The 25,764-nt window shown below is 60.5% G+C and carries 27 protein-coding genes, 1 tRNA gene and 1 riboswitch; of the genes, 14 read left to right on the top strand and 14 right to left on the bottom strand.

What is annotated here, in order from left to right; genetic code table 11:
- Nucleotides 1-31: 31 nt before the first annotated feature.
- The gene (locus GGR30_RS01580) at nucleotides 32-2,026 is read left to right on the top strand and encodes a CocE/NonD family hydrolase (protein WP_183481618.1); all 1,995 of its coding nucleotides are present in this window, start codon (nucleotides 32-34) and stop codon (nucleotides 2,024-2,026) included.
- 6 nt (nucleotides 2,027-2,032) lie between these two features.
- Entirely contained in the window at nucleotides 2,033-2,662 is a 630-nt protein-coding gene (locus tag GGR30_RS01575) for a DUF1989 domain-containing protein (RefSeq protein ID WP_246413492.1), read from the top strand.
- 42 nt (nucleotides 2,663-2,704) lie between these two features.
- On the opposite strand, the gene GGR30_RS01570 is transcribed toward GGR30_RS01575, so the two are convergent.
- Both GGR30_RS01570 and GGR30_RS01565 read right to left on the bottom strand, forming a co-directional pair.
- Nucleotides 2,705-3,454 carry a maleate cis-trans isomerase family protein gene (locus tag GGR30_RS01570; RefSeq protein ID WP_183481614.1) on the bottom strand — a complete coding sequence of 250 codons (750 nt, stop codon included), beginning with the start codon at nucleotides 3,452-3,454 and terminating at the stop codon, nucleotides 2,705-2,707.
- 3 nt (nucleotides 3,455-3,457) lie between these two features.
- The gene (locus GGR30_RS01565; protein ID WP_183481611.1) at nucleotides 3,458-3,652 is read right to left on the bottom strand and encodes a M24 family metallopeptidase; all 195 of its coding nucleotides are present in this window, start codon (nucleotides 3,650-3,652) and stop codon (nucleotides 3,458-3,460) included.
- On the opposite strand from GGR30_RS01565, the gene GGR30_RS01560 reads away from it, so the two are divergent.
- Both GGR30_RS01560 and GGR30_RS01555 read left to right on the top strand, forming a co-directional pair.
- Nucleotides 3,651-3,968: a hypothetical protein gene (locus GGR30_RS01560; RefSeq protein WP_183481609.1), complete on the top strand. Its 318-nt coding sequence runs from the start codon at nucleotides 3,651-3,653 to the stop codon at nucleotides 3,966-3,968. The genes GGR30_RS01565 and GGR30_RS01560 overlap by 2 nt on opposite strands.
- Nucleotides 3,965-4,210, top strand: a complete 246-nt coding sequence (locus GGR30_RS01555) for a hypothetical protein (RefSeq protein ID WP_183481606.1) — start codon at nucleotides 3,965-3,967, stop codon at nucleotides 4,208-4,210. The genes GGR30_RS01560 and GGR30_RS01555 overlap by 4 nt, the downstream gene beginning before the upstream one ends.
- A gap of 856 nt (nucleotides 4,211-5,066) precedes the next feature.
- Here GGR30_RS01555 and GGR30_RS01550 read toward each other — a convergent pair.
- Together GGR30_RS01550 and GGR30_RS01545 are read right to left on the bottom strand one after the other, a co-directional pair.
- A complete protein-coding gene (locus GGR30_RS01550; protein WP_246413490.1) occupies nucleotides 5,067-6,383 on the bottom strand; it encodes a tyrosine-type recombinase/integrase in 1,317 nt (438 codons plus the stop codon).
- Nucleotides 6,384-6,558: 175 nt separating this feature from the next.
- Nucleotides 6,559-6,643: transfer RNA gene (locus tag GGR30_RS01545), tRNA-Leu, on the bottom strand.
- A 194-nt stretch (nucleotides 6,644-6,837) separates the two neighbouring features.
- Here GGR30_RS01545 and lipB point away from each other — a divergent pair.
- Complete coding sequence (gene lipB, locus GGR30_RS01540; protein ID WP_183481600.1) at nucleotides 6,838-7,557, top strand: lipoyl(octanoyl) transferase LipB; 720 nt, start codon at nucleotides 6,838-6,840, stop codon at nucleotides 7,555-7,557.
- A gap of 4 nt (nucleotides 7,558-7,561) precedes the next feature.
- Here lipB and GGR30_RS01535 read toward each other — a convergent pair whose 3' ends face one another.
- Entirely contained in the window at nucleotides 7,562-7,951 is a 390-nt protein-coding gene (locus GGR30_RS01535; protein WP_246413488.1) for a helix-turn-helix domain-containing protein, read from the bottom strand.
- 205 nt (nucleotides 7,952-8,156) lie between these two features.
- Between GGR30_RS01535 and GGR30_RS01530 the strand changes: the two genes are divergently transcribed.
- From GGR30_RS01530 to fghA, 5 genes are read left to right on the top strand one after another with little or no spacing between them, the layout of a single operon-like run.
- On the top strand, nucleotides 8,157-9,284 hold the full coding sequence (locus tag GGR30_RS01530; RefSeq protein ID WP_183481596.1) for an S-(hydroxymethyl)glutathione dehydrogenase/class III alcohol dehydrogenase: 1,128 nt from the start codon (nucleotides 8,157-8,159) through the stop codon (nucleotides 9,282-9,284).
- The gene (locus tag GGR30_RS01525) at nucleotides 9,284-9,760 is read left to right on the top strand and encodes a GNAT family N-acetyltransferase (protein WP_183481594.1); all 477 of its coding nucleotides are present in this window, start codon (nucleotides 9,284-9,286) and stop codon (nucleotides 9,758-9,760) included. The genes GGR30_RS01530 and GGR30_RS01525 overlap by 1 nt, the downstream gene beginning before the upstream one ends.
- Nucleotides 9,757-10,197 (top strand): YaiI/YqxD family protein, encoded by a 441-nt coding sequence (locus GGR30_RS01520; RefSeq protein WP_183481591.1) that lies wholly within the window; start codon nucleotides 9,757-9,759, stop codon nucleotides 10,195-10,197. Before GGR30_RS01525 ends, GGR30_RS01520 begins: the two co-directional genes overlap by 4 nt.
- A gap of 38 nt (nucleotides 10,198-10,235) precedes the next feature.
- The gene (locus GGR30_RS01515) at nucleotides 10,236-10,895 is read left to right on the top strand and encodes a DUF1345 domain-containing protein (protein ID WP_183481589.1); all 660 of its coding nucleotides are present in this window, start codon (nucleotides 10,236-10,238) and stop codon (nucleotides 10,893-10,895) included.
- A gap of 20 nt (nucleotides 10,896-10,915) precedes the next feature.
- On the top strand, nucleotides 10,916-11,746 hold the full coding sequence (fghA, locus tag GGR30_RS01510; protein ID WP_183481586.1) for an S-formylglutathione hydrolase: 831 nt from the start codon (nucleotides 10,916-10,918) through the stop codon (nucleotides 11,744-11,746).
- Between the two features lie 135 nt (nucleotides 11,747-11,881).
- Here the strand turns inward: fghA and GGR30_RS01505 are convergent, their stop codons facing one another.
- The 5 genes from GGR30_RS01505 to crcB form a co-directional block, all read right to left on the bottom strand.
- The gene (locus GGR30_RS01505) at nucleotides 11,882-12,631 is read right to left on the bottom strand and encodes an ATP12 family chaperone protein (protein ID WP_183481583.1); all 750 of its coding nucleotides are present in this window, start codon (nucleotides 12,629-12,631) and stop codon (nucleotides 11,882-11,884) included.
- The gene (locus tag GGR30_RS01500) at nucleotides 12,628-13,290 is read right to left on the bottom strand and encodes an HAD-IA family hydrolase (RefSeq protein WP_183481580.1); all 663 of its coding nucleotides are present in this window, start codon (nucleotides 13,288-13,290) and stop codon (nucleotides 12,628-12,630) included. The genes GGR30_RS01505 and GGR30_RS01500 overlap by 4 nt, the downstream gene beginning before the upstream one ends.
- Nucleotides 13,291-13,305: 15 nt before the next feature.
- Nucleotides 13,306-13,956, bottom strand: coding sequence for an HAD-IA family hydrolase (locus tag GGR30_RS01495; protein WP_183481577.1), 651 nt, complete (start codon nucleotides 13,954-13,956; stop codon nucleotides 13,306-13,308).
- A gap of 13 nt (nucleotides 13,957-13,969) precedes the next feature.
- Nucleotides 13,970-14,959, bottom strand: coding sequence for an RluA family pseudouridine synthase (locus GGR30_RS01490; RefSeq protein ID WP_183481574.1), 990 nt, complete (start codon nucleotides 14,957-14,959; stop codon nucleotides 13,970-13,972).
- 63 nt (nucleotides 14,960-15,022) lie between these two features.
- Nucleotides 15,023-15,412, bottom strand: coding sequence for a fluoride efflux transporter CrcB (crcB, locus tag GGR30_RS01485; protein WP_183481571.1), 390 nt, complete (start codon nucleotides 15,410-15,412; stop codon nucleotides 15,023-15,025).
- A gap of 182 nt (nucleotides 15,413-15,594) precedes the next feature.
- Nucleotides 15,595-15,687, top strand: a riboswitch (glycine riboswitch).
- A gap of 155 nt (nucleotides 15,688-15,842) precedes the next feature.
- Here crcB and gcvT point away from each other — a divergent pair.
- The 4 genes from gcvT to GGR30_RS01465 all read left to right on the top strand — a co-directional run bounded on the left by gcvT (nucleotide 15,843) and on the right by GGR30_RS01465 (nucleotide 22,152).
- Nucleotides 15,843-16,985, top strand: coding sequence for a glycine cleavage system aminomethyltransferase GcvT (gene gcvT / locus GGR30_RS01480; protein ID WP_183481568.1), 1,143 nt, complete (start codon nucleotides 15,843-15,845; stop codon nucleotides 16,983-16,985).
- Between the two features lie 17 nt (nucleotides 16,986-17,002).
- Nucleotides 17,003-17,368 carry a glycine cleavage system protein GcvH gene (gene gcvH / locus GGR30_RS01475; protein ID WP_183481565.1) on the top strand — a complete coding sequence of 122 codons (366 nt, stop codon included), beginning with the start codon at nucleotides 17,003-17,005 and terminating at the stop codon, nucleotides 17,366-17,368.
- Nucleotides 17,368-20,232, top strand: coding sequence for an aminomethyl-transferring glycine dehydrogenase (gcvP, locus tag GGR30_RS01470; RefSeq protein ID WP_183481562.1), 2,865 nt, complete (start codon nucleotides 17,368-17,370; stop codon nucleotides 20,230-20,232). Before gcvH ends, gcvP begins: the two co-directional genes overlap by 1 nt.
- Nucleotides 20,233-20,484: 252 nt before the next feature.
- Nucleotides 20,485-22,152: an AIPR family protein gene (locus GGR30_RS01465; protein ID WP_183481559.1), complete on the top strand. Its 1,668-nt coding sequence runs from the start codon at nucleotides 20,485-20,487 to the stop codon at nucleotides 22,150-22,152.
- 228 nt (nucleotides 22,153-22,380) lie between these two features.
- Here the strand turns inward: GGR30_RS01465 and GGR30_RS01460 are convergent, their stop codons facing one another.
- The 4 genes from GGR30_RS01460 to GGR30_RS01445 all read right to left on the bottom strand — a co-directional run bounded on the left by GGR30_RS01460 (nucleotide 22,381) and on the right by GGR30_RS01445 (nucleotide 25,732).
- Nucleotides 22,381-23,358, bottom strand: a complete 978-nt coding sequence (locus tag GGR30_RS01460) for a linear amide C-N hydrolase (protein WP_183481556.1) — start codon at nucleotides 23,356-23,358, stop codon at nucleotides 22,381-22,383.
- Nucleotides 23,359-23,444: 86 nt separating this feature from the next.
- Nucleotides 23,445-24,554 carry an AbrB family transcriptional regulator gene (locus GGR30_RS01455; RefSeq protein ID WP_183481553.1) on the bottom strand — a complete coding sequence of 370 codons (1,110 nt, stop codon included), beginning with the start codon at nucleotides 24,552-24,554 and terminating at the stop codon, nucleotides 23,445-23,447.
- A gap of 94 nt (nucleotides 24,555-24,648) precedes the next feature.
- Nucleotides 24,649-24,984 carry a hypothetical protein gene (locus tag GGR30_RS01450; protein ID WP_183481550.1) on the bottom strand — a complete coding sequence of 112 codons (336 nt, stop codon included), beginning with the start codon at nucleotides 24,982-24,984 and terminating at the stop codon, nucleotides 24,649-24,651.
- A gap of 136 nt (nucleotides 24,985-25,120) precedes the next feature.
- The gene (locus GGR30_RS01445; RefSeq protein WP_183481547.1) at nucleotides 25,121-25,732 is read right to left on the bottom strand and encodes an IMPACT family protein; all 612 of its coding nucleotides are present in this window, start codon (nucleotides 25,730-25,732) and stop codon (nucleotides 25,121-25,123) included.
- Nucleotides 25,733-25,764: the final 32 nt, after the last annotated feature.

The raw sequence follows: 25,764 nt of genomic DNA, 5'->3' as shown, positions 1-25,764 counted from the left end.
TTTTCTCCTGCAGCAAGACGGGAGCTGTCTCTTGCAGAATTTCTCAGTGCGCGTGACCGGCAGCCAACCGGCGCCGTTTCGCCAGATCGTCGTTCCGCTCTCCGATGGCACAAGGCTGACCGCGCGTCTCTGGCTGCCGGAAAAGCCAGTTGCATCGAAAGTCCCGGTCGTTCTCGAATGGATACCCTATCGCCAGTCCGATGGCACGGCGCTCGCCGACAGCATGATGCACGGTTATTTCGCCGAATGCGGCATCGCCGCATGCCGCGTCGACATTCGCGGCTCGGGCAATTCAGAAGGCCTTCTGCGCGACGAATATCTGAAACAGGAACAGGATGACGCGCTCGAGGTCATCGCGTGGCTTGCCGGCCAGGACTGGTGCAACGGCAATGTCGGCATGATCGGCATTTCGTGGGGCGGGTTTGCGGGCCTGCAGATCGCCGCCCGCCGTCCGCCGGCCCTGAAGGCCATCGTCACCGCCTGCTCGACCGATGACCGCTACAGCGACGACGTGCATTTCATGGGCGGCGCGCTGCTCACAGACGGCATGCAATGGGGCGCCGGTCTGTTTACCCAGTTGGGCCGCCCGCCCGATCCAAGACATGCCGGCCAGAACTGGCGCGACATCTGGATGCACCGGCTGGACAATCTCGAGCCGCCGCTCGCCGGCTGGCTGTCGCATATGGAGCGGGACGATTTCTGGAAGCACGGTTCCGTCTGCGAAAATTACAGCGACATCGAATGCGCGGTTTATGCTGTCGGCGGTTGGGTTGACGGTTACTCCGACCCGATCCTGCGGCTGATGGAAAACCTGAGCGTTCCGCGCAAGGGACTCATCGGCCCCTGGACACACATGTACCCGACATGGGGGCAGCCCGGCCCGCAGATCGGCTTCCTGCAGGAATGCATGCGCTGGTGGCGCCACTGGCTTCTGGACGAGGACACCGGCATCATGGATGAGCCCATGCTGCGGCTCTGGCAGGGCGAAGACCCGAAGCCCGATGCGGCATCGCCCGAAATCGGCGGCCGATGGCTCGGTCTCGATACATGGCCGCCCCAGGCGCCGGAAACCAAGTATTTTGTCGATGATCGGAACCTTTCCAAAGTCCGCGGCGCGACCGGCGATGCGCTCACTCTCGAAAGCCCGCTGACGCTTGGCGCTGGCGGCGGCGAGTGGTGCCCTCTCGACGCAGGCGGCAACGGTCCCGAATTCGCCGCCGATCAGCGCGCCGACGACGGTTTGTCGCTCTGCTTCGATACCCGTCCGCTTGAAGAGCCGCTCGAGCTGGTTGGCCACCCTGACCTGAAACTGCGCCTGTCCTTTGCTGGAACGCGGGCATTGCTGGTCGTTCGCCTCAACGAGGTCAAGGCAGATGGCACCTCGGCGCGGGTAACCTTCACGGCAAGGCGTCTCGAACGTCCGGACGGCATCGCAGCGGACGAAGTCTTCGAGGTCGCCATCCCGGTCAACGCCGTCGCACACCGCTTTTCGCCCGGAAGCAGATTACGGCTCGCGCTTTCGACAAGCTACTGGCCGATGATCTGGCCGGAGGCCGCCGACAATGCCATTCGCATCGAGACGAAGAACCTGACATTGCGCCTGCCCGGAATGCCGGAGAATGCCAGCCATGACCAACCCGATTTCGGCGAGGCGTTGCACGCGATGCCCGTTCCCTCCACCACGATCCGCGCTCCCGAATACAGGCGCTACATGATATCAGATCAGGCCACGGGCCGAGCACAGCTTTTCTCGAAGGATACGCCCTCGACTTGGAAGATCGACGGTCTTTCTATTACCGGACGGTACGATCACGACTATTCAATTCTCCCTCACGATGGCCAATCGGCGCGCGCCGGCTTCCAGTTTTCCCAGACCTATGAGCGCGATAGCTGGCAGGTTTCGATCGAGACGGACACGCAGGTCTATCGCCAAAACGGCAGGCTTGTGCTGGTTTCGCGCTTCGCCGCGCGCGAGGCTGGTCGCGCCGTTTTCGAGCGTTCCTGGACCCACGAATTTGACTACTGAGACGGAATGATGACCGAGACGATGGAAATCACAAAAGTACCCGCCCGCCGGGGCCGCATGATCGCGCTTGACGCCGGCGACCTCGTCGACATAGTCAATGTCCATGGCGGCCAGGTGGTCGACACATGGGCCTTTGCCCGCGACAACCCGGCGGAATACATGTCGATGGAGCATAGCCATGTTCTGCATTACCGGCTGAATTTCCGGCCGGGCGACGCGCTTTGCACAGACAACTGGCGAACCATCATGACCTTCGTCGAGGATACCTCACCGGGTATTCACGACACCCTCTGCCCCGCCTGTTGCGAACCGAGCTATAACATCTTCTACGGCCACGAAGGCTATCACGACAACTGCAGCGACAATCTGAAGGGTCAGTTCGAAGAACTCGGCGTACCGTTCCACCGCGTGCCGACTCCCTGGAACCTGTTCATGGAGACGATCGTTGAAAACAGCAATGACCTCAAGGATATGCCGAGCACCACCAGGCCCGGCCAATATGTGCGCCTGAGAGCGGAGATCGACTGCTATTTCGCCGTCTCAGCCTGTCCGCAGGATCTGATTGTCATCAATGGCGACGATGGTGTGCCGCGCGATGTCGAACTTCATGTCAGGCGGGCGGGCAGCAGATCCTGAGACCTGCCTCACGCACCGCGCGGCAAAGAAAGACGCCGCCTTTCATGCCTCTTCGAGCAGACGCCCGAAGCCAGCCATTCTGTCTTCAAGCCCTGCAAGACGCATCATGTGCCAGAAAAGGACCTGATTGCTGGAAAGGACCGGCAAACCGGTCTCGGCCTCGATCGGAGCGATCACATCTAGCGTTCTCAGATTGGTGCAGGACAGGAAAATGCCGTCAACGCCGCTCCGGTCGGCGAGCTCCACCGCCGCATCGCGGATGGAGGACGGGCTGATCCAGGCCACATTTTCCTCGCGCCTCTCGTTGAACGTGCCAAAGACAGGGCTTGCCAGCCCGCCTTCTCCAAGGATCTGCCGGATGCGCCCTGAGACGTCTTCGAGATAGGGAGAGAGAAACGCAATCCGGTCGAGCCCCAACGCTCTGGCGGCGGCGAGAAGCGCTGCTATCGGCTGGCTGTCCGCCCTTGTCGCGCAACCGGCATTGATCTGAGCCGAGACCTTCCGCGCGCCGATGACCGACGTGCCTGAGGTGCAGGCATAGCCGACGGCGTCATAGGTGAGCGGCCGGGGAAGCAGGCGCGCCGCGCCCTCGATCCGGTCGGTCATTCTGGCAAGCGTGTCGGCGCGGACTTCCGGATCGCTTTCAACGCGGGTGATGTAGAGCGCAACGCCTTCCGATGGCAACATCCGTCGGAACTCGCCCTCAATCGTCTCGTCCGACTGCAAGACGATGAGGCCAAGCCGGGCCCTCAGGCTGTGTTTGTCGTCGAGGCGGTAGGTAAATGTCGCCATCGTTCAAACCACCGTCAGCGCCGGTGCGGCGAATTTCGTCAGTGCCCGCGCGCCCGTAGCGGTCACGACGATATTTTCCTCGTGAACGAGCATGTTGCCGCCGCCTGTCTCGATGCCGGGCTCCAACGTCAGCACCATGTTTTCCTCCAGAAGGCTCTCGTCGTGCTCGATCAGAGAAGGCCATTCGGTAAGCTGCATGCCGAGCCCATGGCCGAACCGGCCGACCGAGCGCGCCGAATGCCAGCGCCTGCGCCAGGCGATCGAAAACAAGGGCGGCAGACCGGCAAAGAACTATGCCGCCGAATGCGCCATGAAATGCGCGGAAACCACCTTTCAGCGCTTCATGGCCGAGCGCCATGACCTGAACCTGCCGACCGACAACAAAAAGACCGCCACCCGCGTGAAATCCGTACTCGCGCTGACAAGCCGAAAGCAACTGAACGAAGACGCCGAAGCCGCCGTCCGCTGGCGCAAGATGGTGAAGGACTTCGATGACTGGAGGCGCAGACGATGAGCGGCCAGCCCTCTGACATTCCGCTATATGTTTCGGTCGCCGAGATCGAGAAGGCGCTCGACCGGCTTGCCGAAGAAATCGTCGCGCGCGGCGACAAGGCCGTGCCGCTGCTCGATCTTTATGCCTGGATGGAAGGCCAACTGGAAAAGCGTCGGCAGAACCGGTCCATCTTCGAGGCCGCACGGGAACGGATAGCGCAGCGTCACGTCTCACGGGTGGGTGGACAAACAGACGCCGGATAGTGAATGCGGCTGTGAAAACAGAATAGAATAATATAACTTTACTATTCTTGCTACAAGTAAACTCAAACATCGGAAAGGCGACGAAAATTGGGCGATATAGTTTGGATTTTTCAAAGATCAACACATCTCATTAAAGCGCGCAAAATAGCGAAGAAAGAAACCCGAAGTCAGAATCGTTGACTCTCATCCTACAATCATATCGAGCGTTCAAATCAGCATTCTGGTAAATGTTTACCGGTGAAAGCTGTACTCCAACATACCCCTCTTCGTTATAAAGCATACGAAGCCGGACAGGACCAACAAGCCTAAAGCAGTGGCCCTCGCAACTATTTATTGTAATGAACTCGCTCGAATTGTTCGGAATTATGAAATTTATTGTCCCGTCTACAAATGAATCTTCCCACTCCAAATATATCCTTCCGCTAGTGGAAATATCAAAGTAGTCAGAAAGCTCGTCCGATGCTAACTCACCGGTCATACGCTCCCATTCAGTGCGATTTTGCACTCCGAGATGACAACGACCAAACGTCGAATCAAAAAATACTTCATCGGTAGTTGACCTTCTAACCTCAGTTAAGGCCAAAAAATTCATGTAAACAACACTACCAATTAATCTTGGAATATCTTCGACCTTAGCATCGCTTCCATCTACGGATGGCTACACCAAAGTAACATTTTGTATCTCCGTCACTTGTGATATCAGAAACGACTATAGACATTTTTTCGAGGGGTTTTACGGATACAAAAGCCAAAACCGTTACAATTCCAGCACATGCTGTTATTATTGCTGCCGCAATTGTACTGATCTTCACGAAAGCCATAAGATTTCCTGTGGTTGCATACCGACGCGATCCAACTAAGAATTAGCACAGAATGGGAAGAGCTCTACCGTTTTTAGAGCCGCCTTCTTCCAGGCCAGAGACCCGCCCGAACCATATTGCGGTCGGTCGATTGCGTGGCCCATGATCATCATCCTGAGTTCCGTATCGATCCCCGCCTCTTTCATCCGGTCCTCGAAGGAATGACGGAACGAATAGATCTTGTGGCGCGACGAGGGAAACAGCTTGTGCTCCCTGAAATACTTGTTCAGCGCGGCGGAAAGCCCGTATTCCTTGTTCTTGTAACGCGGGAAGCCCTGCGGGTGCTGCTGCATGGCCGCAAGCGCAACGCCAACCAGCGGCACGGCGCGGATCGATGATGCCGTCTTTATCTCGCGCCGATCGTCAGGATCGGATCGCGGCTCGATCAGGATATGGGCGACGTCGTCATTCAGCCGAATCATTTCGGCTGTCAGATTACAGATCTCCGACGGCCGCGCGCCGGTCTCGATCAGCGTGAGCACGATCGCGCGTGCCTGGTCATTGAGCCCGGAAAGAGCGCCGGGCGCGAGGATCCGCCTGATGATCCAGTCTGTCGGAAAAGGCGGACGCGATGTCTTCACCTTCTGCGAAAAGGAAAGCCCGGCAAAGGGGTTCTTCACATCGTCGATGCCGCGATAGCGGTGGTATTCGGAAAGCAGCTTGCGCAGGTTGCCGATATCGCGATTGCCCGATGAGGCTGTGTGCGTGGCCTTGCCTGTTTTTGGCGCAATCCGGGCCAGCCAGTAATTATAAAAGGCCGTCGCATCCTGCCGGCTGATCTCGTCGATATATTTGTCGCCAACTACGGCGATGAAGTTGTTGAGCGCGCGGCGCTTCACCTTCAGCCAGGAGAACTTCTGGAAGTCGCTCTTGCCGGTCAGTTCCGGCGCGGCGATCTCCTCGGTATAAACGGTGAAGGCTTCGGAGATGCGCACGCGCGGGTGCTTTTCAAGGCCTGCCACAGCAGCAGCCTCCAGCCCACCGACCGGCAGCTTCGAAAGCGTCATCAGCCGCTCATATATCATCGCGCCCGACTCGCTCGCGAGGATCTCGGCAGTGGTGCGATAGGAAAAGCCCAATGCATGGGCGCGCGCCACCGCAGCCTTGTAGCGGGCATCAGCCTGGGCGCTATCGCCGCCGGCCAGCATCGAGGCCCACAGCGCATTGTCAGCTTCTTCGTGGATATCCCGCTTCGCACGGGCTTCGGAAAGGTCTCTCGTGCCCAGCGAGATGCGCACGGCAGGTGCACGATCATCAAGCCCGACAAGCCGTTTTGGCACCCGGCGCACATAGGCATAAATGCCCGCGCGCAAGTGCAAATACCTGTCCGGATCCTCACCCTTCCTGACCGCCATTTCGGCACCCTGTGTCACGTTTTGATACAGTTTTTGTTACACAGAAAGAGCGCTTATTGCAATCACAACAGACAGCTAGGATTATTTGGTGAAAGAAAACATAGACTTAAACAAGCCTAACAGGCTTGTTTTTTGGTGCGGTCGAGAAGACTCGAACTTCCACGGGTTGCCCCACAGCGACCTCAACGCTGCGCGTCTACCAATTCCGCCACGACCGCATCGTGGTAGGGCCGGTTTGTGCCGGCGCCGCTGCATGTAGCAAAAGCCTTCTCAGCGCACAAGCGTCTGTGACCGTTTTTTTTCATTTCTGCGGGAGAAACTTTTGGGCGTCCGATGGCCGCCGGTTTGCCTCCGCGCTTTCGCCTTGCCGCCGGGTCCGAAATCTGCAAGGAGAAGGCCGAAGGACTAAGCCATGGAACGACGCGAAATCGATTTTCTGATGCATGCCGAAGCCGGCGCGCCGCCGGTCCGGTGGCGCGTCTCGGACGGCCTTATCCCCTACCCGCAAGCGCTTGCGGAAATGGAGAGGCAGGTCGATCTGATCGCCCGCGGCGAGGCGGACGAGCTTGTCTGGCTGGTCGAGCATCCGCCGCTCTATACGGCCGGCACCAGCGCCAATGCCAGCGACCTTCTGATCGCCGACCGCTTCCCCGTCTACGAGACCGGACGCGGCGGAGAATATACCTATCACGGTCCCGGCCAGCGGGTTGCCTATCTGATGCTCGACCTGAAGCGACGGCGGCGCGACGTCCGCGCTTTCGTCGCGGCGATCGAGGAAACCATCATCAAGACACTTGATATGATGAATGTGCGCGGCGAGCGGCGCGAGGACCGCGTCGGCGTCTGGGTGAAACGACCGGAGCGCCCGCCCCTTCCCGATGGTTCGCCCGCGGAAGACAAGATCGCGGCGATCGGAATCAGGTTGCGCCACTGGGTCAGCTTCCACGGCCTGTCGATCAATGTCGAACCCGAGCTCGAACATTTCGGCGGCATTGTGCCCTGCGGCATTTCCGGATACGGCGTCACAAGTCTCATCGATCTCGGCCTGACGGTGACGATGGAAGACGTCGACATCTGTCTGAAGAAGGCCTTCGAGGAGGTCTTCGGCGCGACAGCGCCGGACCAGCCTTGAGGCTTCAGTGCAGCGTTCGTCCGCCGGTTACGGTAAAGCCGAACGGTCCGGGACGGCGCGGCCGCGTGATCGCATCGGGATAGCGACCCGCGTGGCCGACATGGTTGACCTCGATGACGACGTCCTTGAGGTTCAATCCGATCTGGCGGCTGGTCGAACGGAGCTTCTCCTCATCCCCGGAAATCAGCCAGAGCGGACGAACGTTCAGATGGCCCGCGATCCTGACGAGCCGTTCCAGCGATGGCTCGGAGCGATCACACTCCCAGTTTCTCACCGTCTCGCGCGTCACCCCCAGGCGACCGGCGAGGTCCGCCAGGCTTAATCCGGCGCGCTCGCGGGCGGCGAGCAGCCGTCCCCCCAGCGTATCGTCGCCGTAAAGTTCCTCTTCCATCATTGTCGGCCTTTCCATCCCGTTGGGCGTGCCGGATTTTCCGGTTCTTGCCTCCCTTCATAGCCAAAACCGGGCAAAAGTGCCAGTCTGCACGACAGCAGGGCGCGATGAACAGAGAAATGGCCGATCACGCAGACTTGTGCTTGCGGATCAGCGAGCGGCCATGCCAAAGATTGACGGATAACAAAGGCGATATGGAGAGACACCGATGGATGTGCGTGCAGCCGTAGCAGTCGAAGCTGGAAAGCCGCTCGAAGTCATGACCGTTCAACTTGAAGGCCCCAAGGCGGGTGAAGTTCTGATCGAGGTGAAGGCGACGGGCCTTTGCCACACGGACGACTTCACGCTTTCCGGCGCGGACCCGGAAGGCATCTTCCCGGCCATTCTCGGTCATGAAGGCGCCGGCGTCGTCGTCGATGTCGGCCCCGGCGTCACCTCGGTCAAGAAGGGCGATCATGTCATCCCGCTCTATACGCCGGAATGCCGCGAATGCCCGTCCTGCTTGTCGCGCAAGACCAATCTCTGCACCGCGATCCGCTCGACACAGGGCCAGGGCCTGATGCCGGACGGCACGTCGCGCTTCTCGCTCAACGGCAAGCCGATCCATCACTACATGGGCTGCTCGACGTTTGCGAACTACACGGTCCTTCCGGAGATCGCGGTCGCCAAGATCAATCCCGACGCGCCTTTCGACAAGGTCTGCTACATCGGCTGCGGCGTGACGACGGGCGTCGGCGCTGTGATCAACACGGCCAAGGTGGAAGTGGGCGCAACCGCCGTCGTCTTCGGTCTCGGCGGCATCGGCCTCAATGTCATCCAGGGCCTGCGCCTTGCCGGCGCCGACATGATCATCGGCGTCGACCTCAACAATGACAAGAAGGAATGGGGCGAGCGATTCGGCATGACCCATTTCGTCAATCCGAAGGAAATCGGCGAGGACATCGTCCCCTATCTGATCAACCTGACCAAGCGTGGAAATGACACGATCGGCGGCGCCGACTACACCTTCGACTGCACCGGCAACACCACGGTGATGCGCCAGGCGCTCGAATGCTCGCATCGCGGCTGGGGCAAGTCGGTCGTCATCGGCGTTGCCGGCGCCGGCCAGGAAATCTCCACCCGGCCGTTCCAGCTTGTAACGGGCCGCTCCTGGATGGGCACGGCCTTCGGCGGCGCGCGCGGGCGCACCGACGTGCCGAAGATCGTCGACTGGTACATGGACGGCAAGATCGAGATCGACCCGATGATCACGCACCTCCTGAAGCTCGAGGACATCAACAAGGGCTTCGACATGATGCACAAGGGCGAAAGCATCCGCTCGGTCGTCGTCTACTGATGTCATCGCTCACCGTCGATATCGCCCGCATGGACGCGCTCACTGCGGGCGAACTTTATGACGTGCTGAAATTGCGCGTCGATGTCTTCGTGGTGGAGCAGAACTGCCCCTATCCCGAGCTCGACGGCAAGGACGCCGATGCGCTTCACCTGCGCCTTCTGGAAGACGGCAAGCCGGTCGCTTACGGTCGCATCTTCGCCCCTGGAACGGCCAGGCAGGCGCGCATCGGGCGCATCGTCGTCGCGCCCTCCCATCGGGGACAAAAGCTCGGCGAGCGACTGATGAGCGAAGCCATTGCCGCCTGCGAAAGACTGGCGCCCGATACGCCGATCGCGATTTCCGCCCAGGCCCATCTCGAGCGGTTCTACGCCGGCTTCGGCTTCGAGGCCGTGTCGAAAGAGTATCTCGAGGACGGCATCCCGCATATCGACATGCTTCGCGATGCTGCCAGAACCCAGACGGAAGCCGCTGGATGATCTATGTCGACGCCGATGCCTGCCCGGTTAAGACCGAGGTGATCAAGGTTGCCGAGCGCCACGGCCTGCCGGTCACCTTCGTCGCCAATTCCGGGCTCAGACCATCGCGCGATCCGATGATCCGCAATATCATCGTCTCCGGCGCCTTCGATGCCGCCGATGACTGGATCGCCGAGCGCGCCGTTGCCGGGGATATCGTGATCACCGCCGACGTGCCGCTTGCCGAGCGCTGTGTTGCCGCTGGCGCGCTCGTCACCGGGCCCACCGGCCGGCTTTTCGATGAAGCCAATATCGGCATGGCCCGCGCCATGCGCGATCTCGGCCAGCACCTGCGCGAAACCGGCGAGAGCAAGGGCTATAATGCCGCCTTTTCGCCGAAGGACCGTTCGGCCTTCCTGCAGACCATGGAACGGCTTTGCCGGCGCGCCAAGGCGTGATAGCCCGGTCTGGGATCCTAAATTCGGGAAAAGCGGATATGAAACTGTCGTTCGAACGGGCACTGCACCATCGCCATGGCCCGTTTGCGCTGGCGGCAATTGCCGCTTTGCTGTCGATCGCGCCCGCATCGATCTGGATCCCGCATCTCGGAATCGATATTCCGAATATTGTTTTCTATATCACCTATCTGGTGGTCGTTTTCATCCACTTGCCGGACATGACGGGCGAATACCTCAAGAAGCGGGCGGCCAATGACGATGCCCCGGCGCCGGTCATTATCGTCGTCACATTGCTGACGGTTGTCGTTGCGATCGTCGCATTGTTCGTGGTGCTCCATCACAAGACGGATGCGGGCCTTGCAAAACTCATCCTCGCCTTCGGGTCCGTGGTTGCCGGATGGGCGACGATCCATACGATGGCGGCAATCCATTACGCCCATATGTATTGGCGGCCCGACCGTCAGGCCGGCGGCGACGGCGTTGCGGGCGGTCTCGACTTTCCCGGCGTGCCCCAACCGGGCGGATATGACTTCCTGTGCTTTGCCTTCGGCATCGGCATGACGGCGCAAACCGGTGATATCGCGATTACCAGCTCGGTGATGCGGCGGCGCAACCTGCTGCACGCCGTCTTTTCCTATTTCTTCAACACCGTGCTTCTTGCCGCCGCCGTCAGCGGTGCGGTTGCACTCTTTGCCTGAATTCTTCGAAGGAGACAGACATGAACATTTTGTCCGAAAACACCGCTTTTGGCGGTATGCAGGGCGTCTTTTCCCATGATTCGGAAGCCTGCAATTGCGAGATGACCTTCGCGGTCTTCGTGCCGCCGCAGGCGACCGAACGCCCCTGCCCCGTGCTCTGGTATCTCTCGGGGCTTACCTGCACCCATGCCAATGTAATGGAAAAGGGCGAATATCGCCGCATGGCCGCGGAACTCGGCCTGATCATCGTCTGCCCGGACACGAGCCCGCGCGGCAAGGACGTTCCCGATTCGCTGACCAACTGGCAGCTCGGCCAGGGCGCGGGCTTCTATGTGGACGCCACCGAAAGCCCCTATGCGCTGAACTACCAGATGGAAACCTATATCACGAAGGAACTGCCCGCGCTGATCGCCGGCAGCTTCCGCGCCGACATGGATCGCCAGGGCATTTTCGGCCATTCCATGGGCGGCCATGGCGCCATGACCTTCGCGCTGAAATATCCGGGCCGCTACAAGAGCTGCTCGGCCTTCGCCCCGATCGTCTCACCGACGACGTCGCCCTGGGCGCAGGGCGCGTTCGAGAAATATCTCGGCACGGACCCGGATGTGTGGCGCAAGCATGATGCCTGCGCACTGGTTGCCGCCGGCGCCCGCTTTCCCGAGTTCCTGATCGACCAGGGCACGGCCGACGGTTTTCTCGAGGAAGGTCTGAAGCCCTGGCTGTTCGAGGCGGCGGTCAAGGATACGGACATCGCGCTGACGCTGAGAATGCACGAGCGCTACGACCATTCCTACTACTTCATCTCCACCTTCATGGACGATCACCTGCGCTGGCATGCGGAGCGGGTGTGAGTGACCGCCGAACAGTGCCGTCGAGCATGAGCCATTGGTAGGTTATTGGGAGCCTTGCCACCCATAATCTCCCCCCTTGAGGGGGAGATCAGAGGGAAAAAGACGCTTCGAAGCACCTAAGCCCTGCCCCCAGCTCTACCCCAGCGCCACGAACAAATCGTGCGCCGCCTGCATGTCCTCGAACCGCTTGGCGCGGCGGCGGGCGGCCTCCTCGTCATGGCCCCAGAGCTCGATCGTCCAGTCTTCCTCGAGATTGCCGAGCGCCCAGGCTTCGTTCAGCGTCAGGCGGCCGCGCGCCAGCGCCAGCGTCACCAGTGCCGAACCGGTCAGCGTCGTCATCACATGCAAGGCGCCAAGCTCGAACGGCGCCCGGTGATGCTCGAGCTCCCTGCGGAAGGCCTGAAGGCTTTCCGCCGGCTGTTCGGCAAACATCACCCCTTCGACCAGCACGAAGCGCGCGCCATATTCCTCGGCCATCCAGTCAAGCACCGGCCCCCAGCGCTCGGCCTGCCGGGCGACAAGCTCCTCCGGACTTTCCGCGCGATAGAACAGCATGTCGTTGCCGGCATAGCTGACGATTTCCTCGAACACCGCGCCGGCGTTGACGGCCACGCCGTCGATGATCGTGTTGGCAAGCCGCGTCATCGGCATCTTCGCCGGATCGATGACCTTTTCCTGCGCCTGCCATTCGGCCCGCACATGTTCGGCTGCTGCCTCCGTCGGCAGGATCAGCGGCTTTCGCGACGGGGTCTTGACCGGCCGGCCGTCGAGCTTCACCGCAAAGCCCCCGTCTTCCGCGGCGATGGTTGCCTCGGAGTAGAATTTCTTCGGCAGTTCGGCGCGCATCAGTTCCTGCGACCGGCGGATGGGATCATTGGTCATCATGCACCCTTCAGAACGAATTTCAGAATGTCATCCGGCGTCTCGGCGATCGCCGCCGCCCCCGCCAGTCTCAGCGCATCCGGCGCGCCATAGCCCCAGGAAACGCCGACAGCGCCGGCGCCGGCGGATTTCGCCATCTGGATGTCGAATACCGTATCGCCGATCACCACCGCCTGCTCCGGCCGCATGCCCGTCTCATCGCAGCATTCCAGCACCATGGCCGGGTGCGGCTTGGAGGGGCAATCATCGGCCGTGCGCGTGGTGATGAACTTGTCGGCGTAGCCATGGGTCTTCAGCATATGGTCGAGCCCGCGCCGCGACTTGCCGGTGACCGCGCCAACCAGAATATCGTCTTGCAGGAAGAGATGCGACAGCATGGCCGAGATCCCCTCATAAAGCTTCTCCTGCATGGCCGGGTCGCGCCGCACCTCAACGAACAGCGAGCGGTAGTAGCCCATCATGTCGCGGCATTCGTGATCGACCTGATCGCGGCCCAGCAGCCCGGCAATCGCGACGTCCAGCGTCAGTCCCACCGTGCCGCGCGTGGCGTGCTCGTCGGGCGCGTCATGGCCAAAGGCGCGGAAGGTGCGGGCCATGGTCTCCTGGATGATGGCCAGGCTGTCGACCAGCGTTCCGTCACAGTCAAAAAGCACCAGCTTCATGGGAGCACTCCCGGCTCAGACAAGTTTCAAGATCTCTTCCGGATGCCAGACGATCGCGCCCGCTCCGGCATCCTGCAGATCGGCGATCTCGCCGTAACCCCAGGCGACGCCGATCGCATGGGATCCGGCCTTCGCCGCCATTTCCATGTCGAAGACCGCGTCGCCGATGATCACGGCATCGGCCGGATTGAAGCCCGCTTCCGCGCAGCATTCAAGCACCATGGCAGGATGCGGCTTGGAGGGACAGTCATCCGCGGTGCGCGAAACGGTAAAACGCGGCGCCAGTCCGTGCAGATCCAGAACATGGCTGAGGCCCCGGCGCGAATTGCCGGTGACGGCGCCGATGGTCACGTCGCCGCGCGCGGCAAGGCCCTCGATCAGTTCGGCAATGCCCGGAAACAGCTGTTCCATCATGTTGGGATCGGAATGGACCTCGGCAAAGAGCGACTTGAACTTCACCCGGATCGCCAGAACCTCGTCGTCGATCTGGTGCCGGCCGAGCAGCCGGGCGATGGCGTAATCGAGCGACAGGCCGATGATCGTCTTGGTCTCGGCAAGGGTCGGTTCCGGATGACCGAAGGCGACAAAGGCGCGGCGCATGGTCTCATGGATGCGTACGGCGCTGTCGACCCGCGTGCCGTCGCAGTCAAACAATACGAGCTTCATGTCAATCCCTGTCTCAATCCTTGTCGAGATCTTCGCGATCGGCATCGAAGCCGAGAAGATTCCAGCTCTGCACCATATGCGGCGGCAGGGGCGCGGTGACCCTGAGCCTGCCGCCATCGGGATGGGGCACATCGATATGGCGGGCGTGCAGATGCAGCCGTTTCTGGATGCCGCCGGGAAATTCCCAGTTCGGGTCCTCGTCGAAATATTTCGGATCGCCGATGATCGGGTGACCGATATGAAGCGCATGAACACGCAGCTGGTGGGTCCGCCCGGTATAGGGCTCCATTTCCAGCCACGAAAGCGTATGGGCCGCCGTATCGATGACACGGTAGTAGGAAACCGCGTGATCGGAATCGGGCTCGCCATGCTTGACGATGCGCATGCGGTCGCCGTCCGGCGTCTGCTCCTTGGCAAGCCAGGTCGAGACCTTGTCTTCGCGCTTGCGCGGCACGCCCTTGACCAGCGACCAGTAGGTTTTCTTCGTGGTGCGCTGACGGAAGGCCTCGGTGAGCGATTGCGCCGCGCGGCGCGAGCGGGCGACGACCAGAACGCCGGAGGTGTCGCGGTCAAGGCGATGGACGAGGCGCGGCTTTTCGCCCTTCTTGTTGGTCCAGGCCTCCAGCATCTTGTCGATATGACGGACCACGCCCGAGCCGCCCTGCACCGCCAGACCGGCCGGCTTGTTCAGCACGAACACGCGCTCGTCCTCATGCAGCAGCATGCGCGACAGAAGCTCGCCGTCGGGCGAGTGCTTGAGGTCCCTGCCCGGTATCGGGCCGGACGTCTTCGGGTCGACATTCATCGGCGGGATGCGAACCATCTGGCCGGGTTCGACACGCGTGTCGCTCTTGACCCGTCCGCCGTCGACGCGGATCTGGCCTGAGCGCAGCAGCTTCTGCAGCGCGCCGAAGCCGAGCCCCGGATAATGCAGCTTGAACCAGCGGTCGAGCCGCATGCCCGCCTCGTCCTGATCCACCTTGATATGTTCAATACCCGCCATCGTGCGAAAACCCTTCATTGAAGCCGTGGCTTCTATCGCATGACGCGCCGGAATGAAATGGGTTTAGAACACCATCCGTCCGATCGCGAGGCCTGCGAAGACCGCGATCAGCGCGAGACCGACGCTTGCGGTTATATAGGCAACGGCATGCAGGACATCACCCCGTTCGATCATCGTCATCGCATCAAGCGAAAACGAGGAGAACGTGGTGAAGCCGCCGAGAAAGCCGGTGACGATGAACATCCGCATGTCCGCCGACTGGTTGAGCGCTCGCGCGACCGCTTCCACCAGGATCCCGATCATGAGCGAACCGACGATATTGACGACGAATGTGCCCCAGGGAAAATGCGGCCCCCACAGTCTGATGGCGAAGACGCCGACGAGATAGCGCCCGACCGAGCCGAGCGCTCCGCCTGCAGCGACAATGAGGGCATGAGAAAGAATATTCGACACGGGCGGATTTCCGTCTGATTGATCAGGTCCTGGGGCTTCCACCTTACTAGACCCTTCGCGATGTTCTGCCCACCCCCTCTTCTCCCGCCGTTGAAGAAGAGCAGCGATGCGGAACGTGGATATTTCGGCTGGCGAACGCTTGCCTCTTGCAAATCCCGCCACAACTTGGATAATCCGTTTCAAAATTCGCGTTGGGAGAATCCGCTTTTTTGTGAAGCGGTGCCGAAGGAGCAACTGCCCCGGAAACTCTCAGGCCAAAGGACCAGCGCGTGATTCTGAACTCTGGAGACAAGGCCCGGCACACGCCGGGACCGGCCGAAGGGATAATAATCTCAGGCACACGGGACAGAGGGGGCTCATTCGTATCGGGCATGTCGCACACGCCCGCCCCTTTGAGCCGGCGTTCATCAACGCAATCCGGAGGCAAGTCTTGGTCTCGCAAGAACCGCTAGAAAAAACCCCGCTTCACGCGCTTCATCTGGAGCTCGGCGCCCGCATGGTGCCGTTCGCAGGCTATGACATGCCTGTGCAATACCCGATGGGCGTGATGAAGGAACACCTGCATACCCGCGAAAAGGCTGGCCTTTTCGATGTCTCGCACATGGGCCAGGTCTATCTGAAACCGCGATCCGGCAATCTCGCCGATGCGGCGATCGCGCTGGAAAAACTGGCGCCGGTCGACCTCCTCGGTCTCAAGCCCGGCCGCCAGCGCTATGCCTTCTTCACCAATGAGGAAGGCGGCATTTTGGATGACCTGATGGTCGCCAATCGCGGCGATCATCTGCTGGTCATCGTCAACGCCGCCTGCAAGGATGCCGACCTTGCCCATATGAAGGCCTATCTCTCAGACCTTTGCGAGGTGGAAACGCATTTCGAAGACAAGGCGCTGCTGGCGCTGCAGGGGCCGAAGGCCGAAGACGTGCTGGCGCCGCTCTGCCCGGCCGTTGCCGAGATGAAATTCATGGATGTGCGCGCCTGCGAACTGATGGGCGTGACCTGCGTGATCTCGCGTTCCGGCTATACCGGCGAAGACGGCTTCGAGATTTCGGTCCCCGCCGAACATGCCGACGCACTCGCCCGCACGCTGCTGGCGCATGAGGACTGCGAGGCGATCGGCCTCGGCGCCCGCGATTCGCTGAGGCTCGAAGCCGGCCTCTGCCTTTACGGCAACGATATCGACACGACCACGACGCCGGTGGAAGCTTCGCTCGTCTGGGGCATGCAGAAGGCCCGCAGGCCCGGCGGTGACCGCGAAGGCGGTTTCCCTGGCGCCGATATCGTCCTGCAGCAGCTTGCCGAAGGCGCAAAGCGCCTGCGCGTCGGGCTGAAGGCGGAAGGCCGCGCGCCGATCCGCCCGCCGGCGAAACTCTATGCCGATGACAAGGGCGAAACCGAGATTGGCCACGTCACCTCCGGCGGCTTTGGCCCCTCCGTCGGCGCGCCTGTCGCCATGGGCTATGTGGCTGCAGACCACGCCGAGACCGGCACGACCCTTTATGCCGAGGTGCGCGGGAAATTCCTGCCCGTCACCATCACCGACACCCCCTTTATCAAACCCACCTACAAACGCTGAGCGGGAACCTTATTGTCATGACCATCAAATTTACCGAAGAACACGAGTGGCTGAAGATCGAAGACGGCATCGCCACCGTCGGCATCACGGCGCACGCAGCCGAACAGCTCGGCGACCTCGTTTTCGTCGAATTGCCGGACGTCGGCGCCACCTTCGAGAAGAATGACGATGCCGCGACCGTTGAATCCGTGAAGGCCGCATCGGACGTGTTCTGCCCGCTTGCCGGCGAGATCACCGAGGTCAACGAAGCGATCACCGACAATCCCGAGCTCGTCAACGCCGAGCCCATGGAGGGCGGCTGGTTCTTCAAGCTGAAGCTCGCCAACCCGTCCGACGCCGACGCGCTGATGGACGAAGCGGCCTACAAGGAGTTCATCGCCTGATGACGACGCCTGCCGAATTCCAGTTCACCGATTACCAGCCCTACGACTTCGCCAACCGCCGCCATATCGGCCCCTCGCCCGTCGAGATGGCGAAAATGCTGGAGACAATCGGCTATGACAGTCTCGACGCGCTGATCGACGACACCGTGCCCGCCGAAATCCGCCAGGAGCAGCCGCTTGCCTGGGGTCCTGCGATGACCGAGCGCGAGGCGCTCGACAAGCTGCGCGAGACCGCCAACAAGAACAAGCCGATGATCTCGATGATCGGCCAGGGCTATAACCCGACCATCGTGCCGCCGGTGATCCAGCGCAACATTCTGGAAAACCCGGCTTGGTACACGGCCTATACGCCCTACCAGCCGGAGATTTCCCAGGGCCGGCTTGAGGCGCTCCTGAACTTCCAGACGATGATGGCGGACCTCACCGGCCTCGACATCGCCAATGCCTCGCTTCTGGACGAGGCAACGGCGGCGGCCGAAGCCATGGCCATGGCCAATCGTGTGGCGAAATCCAAGGCAACCGCCTTCTTCGTCGACGAGAACTGCCATCCGCAGACGATCGCGCTCCTGAAAACCCGCTCCGAGCCGCTCGGCTGGCAGATCATCATCGGCAATCCGTTTACCGATCTGAAGGCCGAGGACGTCTTCGGCGCGCTGTTCCAGTATCCCGGCACCCACGGCCATGTGAACGACTTCACCGAGGTGATCGCCGCCCTGCATGAGGCGAAGGCCATCGCGACCGTCGCCGCCGATCCGCTGGCGCTGACGCTTCTGAAATCGCCGGGCGAGATGGATGCCGATATCGCCATCGGTTCGTCCCAGCGCTTCGGCGTGCCGCTTGGCTATGGCGGTCCGCATGCGGCCTATATGGCGGTGAAGGACGCCTACAAGCGCTCCATGCCCGGCCGCCTTGTCGGGGTATCGGTCGATAGCCGCGGCAACCGCGCCTATCGTCTGGCGCTGCAGACCCGCGAACAGCATATCCGCCGCGAAAAGGCGACGTCGAACATCTGCACCGCCCAGGTGCTGCTCGCCGTCATGGCCGCGATGTATGGCGTCTTCCACGGCCCGGACGGGCTGAAGGCGATTGCCCAACAGGTACACCGCAAGGGCGTGCTGCTGGCCAAGGGGCTGGAAGCGCTTGGGTTCACGGTTGAGCCGGAAACCTTCTTCGACACGATCACGGTCGAGGTCGGCGCCTTCCAGGGGCTGATCTTGCGCAACGCCGTGGAAAACAACGTCAACCTGCGCAAGGTGGGCGAAACGAAGATCGGCATCTCCGTCAACGAGCGCACCCGCCCCGCCCATGTGGAAGCGGTGTGGGAGGCCTTCGGCGGAAAATTCTCGATCGCCGAATTCGAGGCGGATTATCGTCTGCCGAAAAGCCTACTGCGCACAAGCGTTTACATGACGCACCCGATCTTCCACATGAACCGTGCGGAAAGCGAGATGACGCGTTATATGCGCCGCCTCGCCGACCGCGATCTGGCGCTCGACCGGGCGATGATCCCGCTCGGCTCCTGCACGATGAAGCTCAATGCCACGGTAGAAATGCTGCCGATCACCTGGCCGGAATTTGCCGACATCCATCCCTTCGCGCCGGAAAACCAGGCGCTCGGCTATCGCGAGATGATCGAGGATCTGTCGCAAAAACTCTGCGCCATCACCGGTTATGACGCCTTCTCCATGCAGCCGAATTCCGGCGCGCAGGGCGAATATGCCGGGCTTCTGACGATCCGTCGCTTCCACCGCGCCAATGGCGAGGCGCACCGCGACATCTGCCTGATCCCGACCTCGGCGCACGGCACCAATCCGGCCTCCGCCCAGATGGCGGGCATGAAGGTGGTGCCGGTCAAATCGCGCGACAATGGCGATATCGACCTCGATGATTTCGCCGAAAAGGCCGCGCAACATGCCGACAATCTCGCCGCCTGCATGATCACCTATCCCTCGACCCATGGCGTGTTCGAGGCGACGGTGAAGGAGGTCTGCGAGATCACGCACAAATATGGCGGCCAGGTCTATCTCGACGGGGCCAACATGAACGCGATGGTGGGGCTTTCGCGGCCGGGCGATATCGGTTCGGATGTCAGCCACCTGAACCTGCACAAGACCTTCTGCATTCCCCACGGCGGCGGCGGTCCGGGCATGGGGCCGATCGGCGTCAAGGCGCATCTGGCCCCGCATCTGCCCGCCAATCCGGCGACGGATGCGGGAGGCGGCGCGGTCTCGGCCGCCCCCTTCGGCTCGCCCTCGATCCTGCCGATCTCCTGGAGCTATTGCCTGATGATGGGCGGCGAAGGGCTGACGCAGGCAACCCGCGTGGCGATCCTCAACGCCAACTATATCGCCGCCCGGCTGAAGGGCGCTTACGACGTGCTCTACAAATCGGAAAAGGGCCGCGTGGCGCATGAATGCATCATCGACACGCGCCCGCTGAAGGATAGCGCCGATGTCTCCGTCGACGATATCGCCAAGCGCCTGATCGACTGCGGCTTCCATGCCCCGACGATGAGCTTTCCCGTTCCCGGCACGCTGATGATCGAGCCGACGGAATCGGAGACCAAGGCCGAGCTGGATCGCTTCTGCGATGCGCTGCTGGCGATCCGCGAGGAAGTCCGCGCCATCGAGGAAGGCAAAGCCGACCGCGTCGACAACCCGCTGAAGAACGCGCCCCACACGGTGGAAGATCTCGTCGGCGAATGGACCCACCCCTATTCCCGCGAGGAAGCCTGCTTCCCCCCCGGCGCCTTCCGCGTCGATAAATACTGGCCCCCGGTCAACCGCGTGGACAATGTCTATGGGGATCGGAATCTGGTGTGCGCCTGCCCGCCGATGAGTGCGTATGCGGAGGCTGCGGAGTAGGAAGGTAGAAGGTAGAAGGTAGAAGGTGAAGTAGCTTTTTTTAATGACGAATTAGAAGGGCTACGGCTGAAGTCTGGCACCGCTCATTTGACTATCCTGCGAGAGTACAATTCGCAACCAACCTCCCCTTTTGAGATGGAGGTTGGTTGCGAAGCGCAGAAACAATAATAATGTGAATAACTGTTTAAATACTGTACCACCTCACCTGCATAAGTTTAAACCTATCAGTATCCAAGCTGAGGATTAGAGCTTATGCCATCAATTTCCGCTATTGAATGGGACATAATTGAATCTCGCGTGCAGCGCTGTATGGAGCGCTATGGGACGGCTGACGTGTCCTCAGCGTTTCTACATCTCATTCTCGAGCACTTTTTTCCAAATAGAAACCTCGATTTTCCGGAAATGGTCGTCGATGGCGGAAACGACTTAGGCGTTGACGCTATCGAAGTTATTGAGCGCGACGAAAGAGCGGAGGTTTATATCTTTCAAGCAAAGCACCGCACGACACTTAAATCGACCGACCGGACAATAAATGACTCAGAGGTGTTAAAAATCGCTACGTTCTTGAGAGCGGTTTTCGACAAGGAGCCTCGCCTATTAGAGACGGGCAACCTGCAATTATCGGAGGCGGTCAGTAGAATATGGTCCCTCCATCAGAAGGGAACGATATGCGAATACCGGATTGTGTTTTGTACGAACGGTATGGGGCTATCTTCCAGCGCAGAAGGTATAATCTCAAGCTCGTTGAAGAGTCTCTACGCCACACAATACGAAGTGTATGGCCCAAAGGAGATTTTGAGAGATATTGGGGCACGCGAACGCGAAGCGGAATCCGGATATCTCCAAGTCATCGGTAGGGAAGCTTATGAACGCAGTGATGGTGACATAAGAGGTGTAATTGCATCTGTTGACGCAAGGTCATTTGTCAGCCTGATTCAAACGGACGATGCACGAACAATTAAACGCCATCTCTTTGACGAAAATCTGCGTATTTTCCTAGGAGCAAACGGAGGCTACAACAGCAATATTATCGAAACAGCCGCGTCTTCTGATAGTCATCTTTTTTGGTATCTTAATAATGGAATAACGATTACATGCAGAGATTACGCCTACAATAAAGGTCATGTTAATCCGAAAATTCAGCTAACAGATTTTCAGATAGTTAATGGCGCTCAGACCTCTCATTCTCTTTTGAAAGCGTTCAAAAAATCACCCGAATCATTTGAGAACGTGGTGATATTGGTTCGTATATACGCCACAAATCGTGAAGATATAGCCGAGAGAGTTGCTGTCGCTACCAATAGCCAAGCTAGAATTCAATCAAGGGATCTTCGTGCCAATGATCCCGTTCTCAAAAAGCTGGAGATTTCCTTTCGAGACAGGGGTTACTATTTCGAACGCAAGAGAAATATGCATTCAGATCGCGACCCGAGGAGACGGATCGACGCGCTTAAACTTGGCCAAATACTGCTTTCATTTCAAGTTAGAGAGCCTGACAAGGCAAAAACAGATTCGGACTCGATTTTTGGCGAACGGTTTCATCAAATTTTTCACGAGCGTCATGAGATAGATACATTGTGTCGGTTGATTGAGCTTTATCGCATAATCGAAGATATGCGAGATACATACAAAATAAAAAGTATAAAGAGTTTGGATTATACCGAAGGAAACCAGTATCTGGTGTACGGACACTGGTTTGTTTTATATGTGGCGAGTCTCATAATTTCTCAAAAATCTATACAGATACCCGACAACGATGGTGATTTGAGAATTTTGGTAACGGAGGCGCTCGAGTTGCTGGCGCGGGCTTGTGCGACTGTGAAAAGCACGGCGCAGTATCAACTTTTCCGAAGCGCAAAAACAAAAGCTAGAATAATTGCTGAAATTGAAGGACGGCAACTGAGTTTATTTGAAATATAAATAATATTACCACACAAAAGTACACTCGACTTTCGGCTTTTTCTAATCGGTGTCGCGAAAGCGACAGAGAGGGGTATCGGGCATAAGCCGCCGGCTCCGTACTCTCGGAGAGGGTTCACCCCTCTCTGCCCCTGTCGGGGCATCTCTCCCTCAAGGGGAGAGATTGTGGGCTCAGAGGTCTTTGGGAGGCGGGGCGGCAGCGGTTGGCTGAGCTGCCGCCAGACAGCCTCACGGCACCAAAAACTCAAACGGCGCCGCCTCTTTCATCAGCCCCGCAACATCCCCGCCCGGCAGAGCCGGATCGTTCAACCCCAGCGTCTTTGCCGGAGCGCCCTCGGAGAGATCGAAATCCGCAAGATCGACCCAGAACACCGACGGGTTGATGACGGAGTCGAAATAGTAGCGGCGGTGGTCGTGTTCGGCGACGGTGCGCCAGAGGGTGGAGGCGATGTTGGGTTTTTCGGGGTCGGACATGCCGAGCGGGGTCGAGATCGCGCGCACCTGCGAGAACACGGAGGCGAGCGCCGCGCGGCGGTCCTTCAGCGGCGTCGCGGATTTGAGGTTGTAGCTGGCGCGGGCGAAGCGGTCGGCGGCGTTCACCGTGCCGGGCAGGAAGCTCTTGCCGCCGACGAGGTTCCAGTAGCCGTTGATCGCAAGCTGCTGGTCATAGGTCGGCGAATTGGTCATCACCCTGTAGTCGCGGCTGTGGTGGATGGTGAGCTTGCCGCCGACGAATTCGAAGATCGCGCTGTCGCCGGAGGCATCGGAAAGCGCCAGATGCACGGTCGCCGGCGCGCCGTTCGGGGCCTCACCGGTGATCACCGTCAGCGGGTCGTCGGCCATGGCCTCGGCTGCTTCCGCGACGGTCGCGAAATTATCGAGCATGTATTGCAGCCAGGCGCCGACCGAGATCAGCGGCTTGCCCCGCGCGGCCGGATCGCCATAGGACGATTCCACCAGATAGAGCATGTTGCCGGCAAGGCCCGCCTCGTTCATGCCGTCGGAGGTGGCGAGATTGTAGATCGCGACGATGACCGAGCCGTATTTCGAGGTCCATGTCGCCGAGCCCTCGCCCACCCCGCCATTGCGGGCCATGCCCCGCGGAAACACCCAGAGGTCGGACTGCATCGTCACGTCGCGCCAGTCCATCGAGCGCCCGGTGATGTAGGTTGACGTTCCGGTTTCATAGAAGATGCGCGTGCACATGGGAATTCCTCCGCCTGACCCTGAATGTTTGGTTGGCTGAGGCTAACCCGATCGACGGCGATGGACAACGCCAATTGCGCTTTGTCCTAAAAATGGCTCCGCTTGGCGACAAAGCGGGCCAGCATCGGCCCGAGCGCCATGACGAAGAAGAAGCGGGCGATCTGCATCGACATGACGAAGGCGACGTTGACATCCGTCGAGGCGGAGATGATGGCGACCGCATCCGCGCCGCCGGGGCTGGTGGCAAGATAGGCCGACAGCGGATCGATGCCGGCGAAGATCACCAGAAGCCAGGCAAACACGGCGCAGATCGCCACGAGCGCCAGAATGGAGGCGAGCACGCGCGGCAGCGCCCGGCTGGCATGGAGGATGACGTCGCGATCAAAGCGCGAGCCGATGGCCCAGCCGACCAGCGCATAGGAGACGGCCAGCAGGGGCTGCGGCAGTTCGATTGTCACGAGGCCCGAAACATTGAGCGCCGAGCCGATGATCACCGGCACGATCATCGCACCCGCCGGCAGGCCCGAACGCCGGCCGACGAGTACGCCGATGACGACGAGGACGGCGGTCTGGCAAAGCGCCCACCAGTCCGGGCTCGCAAGCCACAGGATCGGCTGGGGCGCGCCCTCGCCGCCCACTCCGGTCCAGAGCCGGGCGATGGTGGCGGCGACGATGGTGACGATGACGACGCGGGTATATTGCATGAAGGCGACGAGCCGCATGTCCGCGCCAAATGACCCGGACATCAGCGTCATAACCGTGGCAGCTCCCGGAAAGGCGCCCCAGATCGCCGTCGTTCCCGGCAGGACCTGGAACCGCGCCAGAAGCCAGCCGAGCGCGACGGCGGCAAAGACAACGGAAAGGACGCCGACGACAAAGAGCGCCCAGTCGTGGCCGATCTCCTGCACCACAGGCCAGGTCATGGTCCGCGCGATCAAGAGCCCGACAATGCCTTGCGCCAGGTTGAACGGCACGCGCGGCACGGCGATGCGAAAACCGAAGAATGAGAAGGCGATGGCCGAAAGCATCGGCCCGAGCAGCAGCGCCGCCGGCAGCCCGGCCAGCGAAAGCAGGATGACAAGGGCAACCGAGACGGCGACGAGACCGGGCCAGGCCCAAGGGGTCGCGCCGCGCGCCGTTCCGGAAGAGGCCTCAGCCTCGGGGCGTTCCTCCTCCGGTTCACCTGCCGATGTCATTTCATTCTCTGCCTTGTTCGCTGTGTCCGGCTTGTTCTACACACGGACCACCGATCCGCCAAGTGCGGCCGGGCGCGATCGCGCAGCCGAATGCCTACATGGCGCAGCCCTGACGGCGCATGGCGATGTCGATCGCGTTGACCTTGCCCTTTGCATAGGCAATCGCGTTTTCCTGGTTGCCCGCGCCGTCCGCCGCGACCGCGCCGAGATTGGCGCCCATGACGCGGAAATCGCCGACAATCTCCTCATCCTGCAGGCGGGAGAGATCTTTCAGCTTGGCCTTTTCCGTCTGCATGAGCTCGGAAAGCTGGGAGCAGCTCGCCCCTTCGTACTCGCTCGGCGAGACGGGCATGGCGCCGATCGTGTCGGAACGCTGGGTGCAGCCGGCGGCAAGCACGGCGAGAGCGAGAATGGGGGCGGTCATGCGCATGAAGGTCACCTCGGTCGGAGAAAAAAGAGAAATCGGTCAGTCAACGCTTCAGAACCGCACCGGTTCCGGCAGCGCCGTTTCATCATAGCTAAATAGGCTCGTCTCTTGCGGAAGAAAGCGGCAGGCCCGCGTTTTTTTAGGCGGAAAGCGACGGATCAGCCAGAATGTCCGGGTCGAGGGCGGCGCGGCCGTTGGTCAGGTCGCGCAGCAATTCGGCGAGCGGCACAAGCCTCGTATCAGGCACCACGAGGCGGAACACCGCGCCCTGAGCGTCGAAATCCCGCGCGGCCGTGACGATGTCGTCGTAGGCCTCCAGCCGTGATTCCACCAGCGCCAGATCGGTAAAGGCGATCGCGACGGAAAGCATGGTGGTTGGGATGATCTCTTCTTTCTCGGCCTCGCGCAGGCATTCCGCGGCACTGCCGCCATAGGCGCGGGCAAGACCGCCCGTGCCGAGCTTGACGCCGCCGAACCAGCGGGAGACGACCACCACGACATTGTCCACCTCCTGCCCCTCGATTGCCTGCAGGATCGGCTTGCCGGCCGTCCCGCCAGGTTCCCCGTCATCGGAGAAACGATAGTCGGCGCCGATGCGCCAGGCCCAGCAATTATGGCTGGCATCGGCGAAGGAATTTTCCGCGATGAAGGCCTTGGCCGCCGCCTCGTCGGCGATCGGCGCGGCGATGGTCGCGAACCGGCTTTTCTTGATTTCGCGCTCGGCTGTTGCGGGACGGGTGAGCTTGAACATGGCATTCCGCGTGGTGGACGATCAGCCGTTTG

The sequence above is a fragment of the Martelella radicis genome (assembly GCF_014196625.1).
GTDB lineage: Bacteria > Pseudomonadota > Alphaproteobacteria > Rhizobiales > Rhizobiaceae > Martelella > Martelella radicis.
Note: the sequence above shows the minus strand (reverse complement) of the source record. Positions and strands in the feature narration are given on the sequence as shown.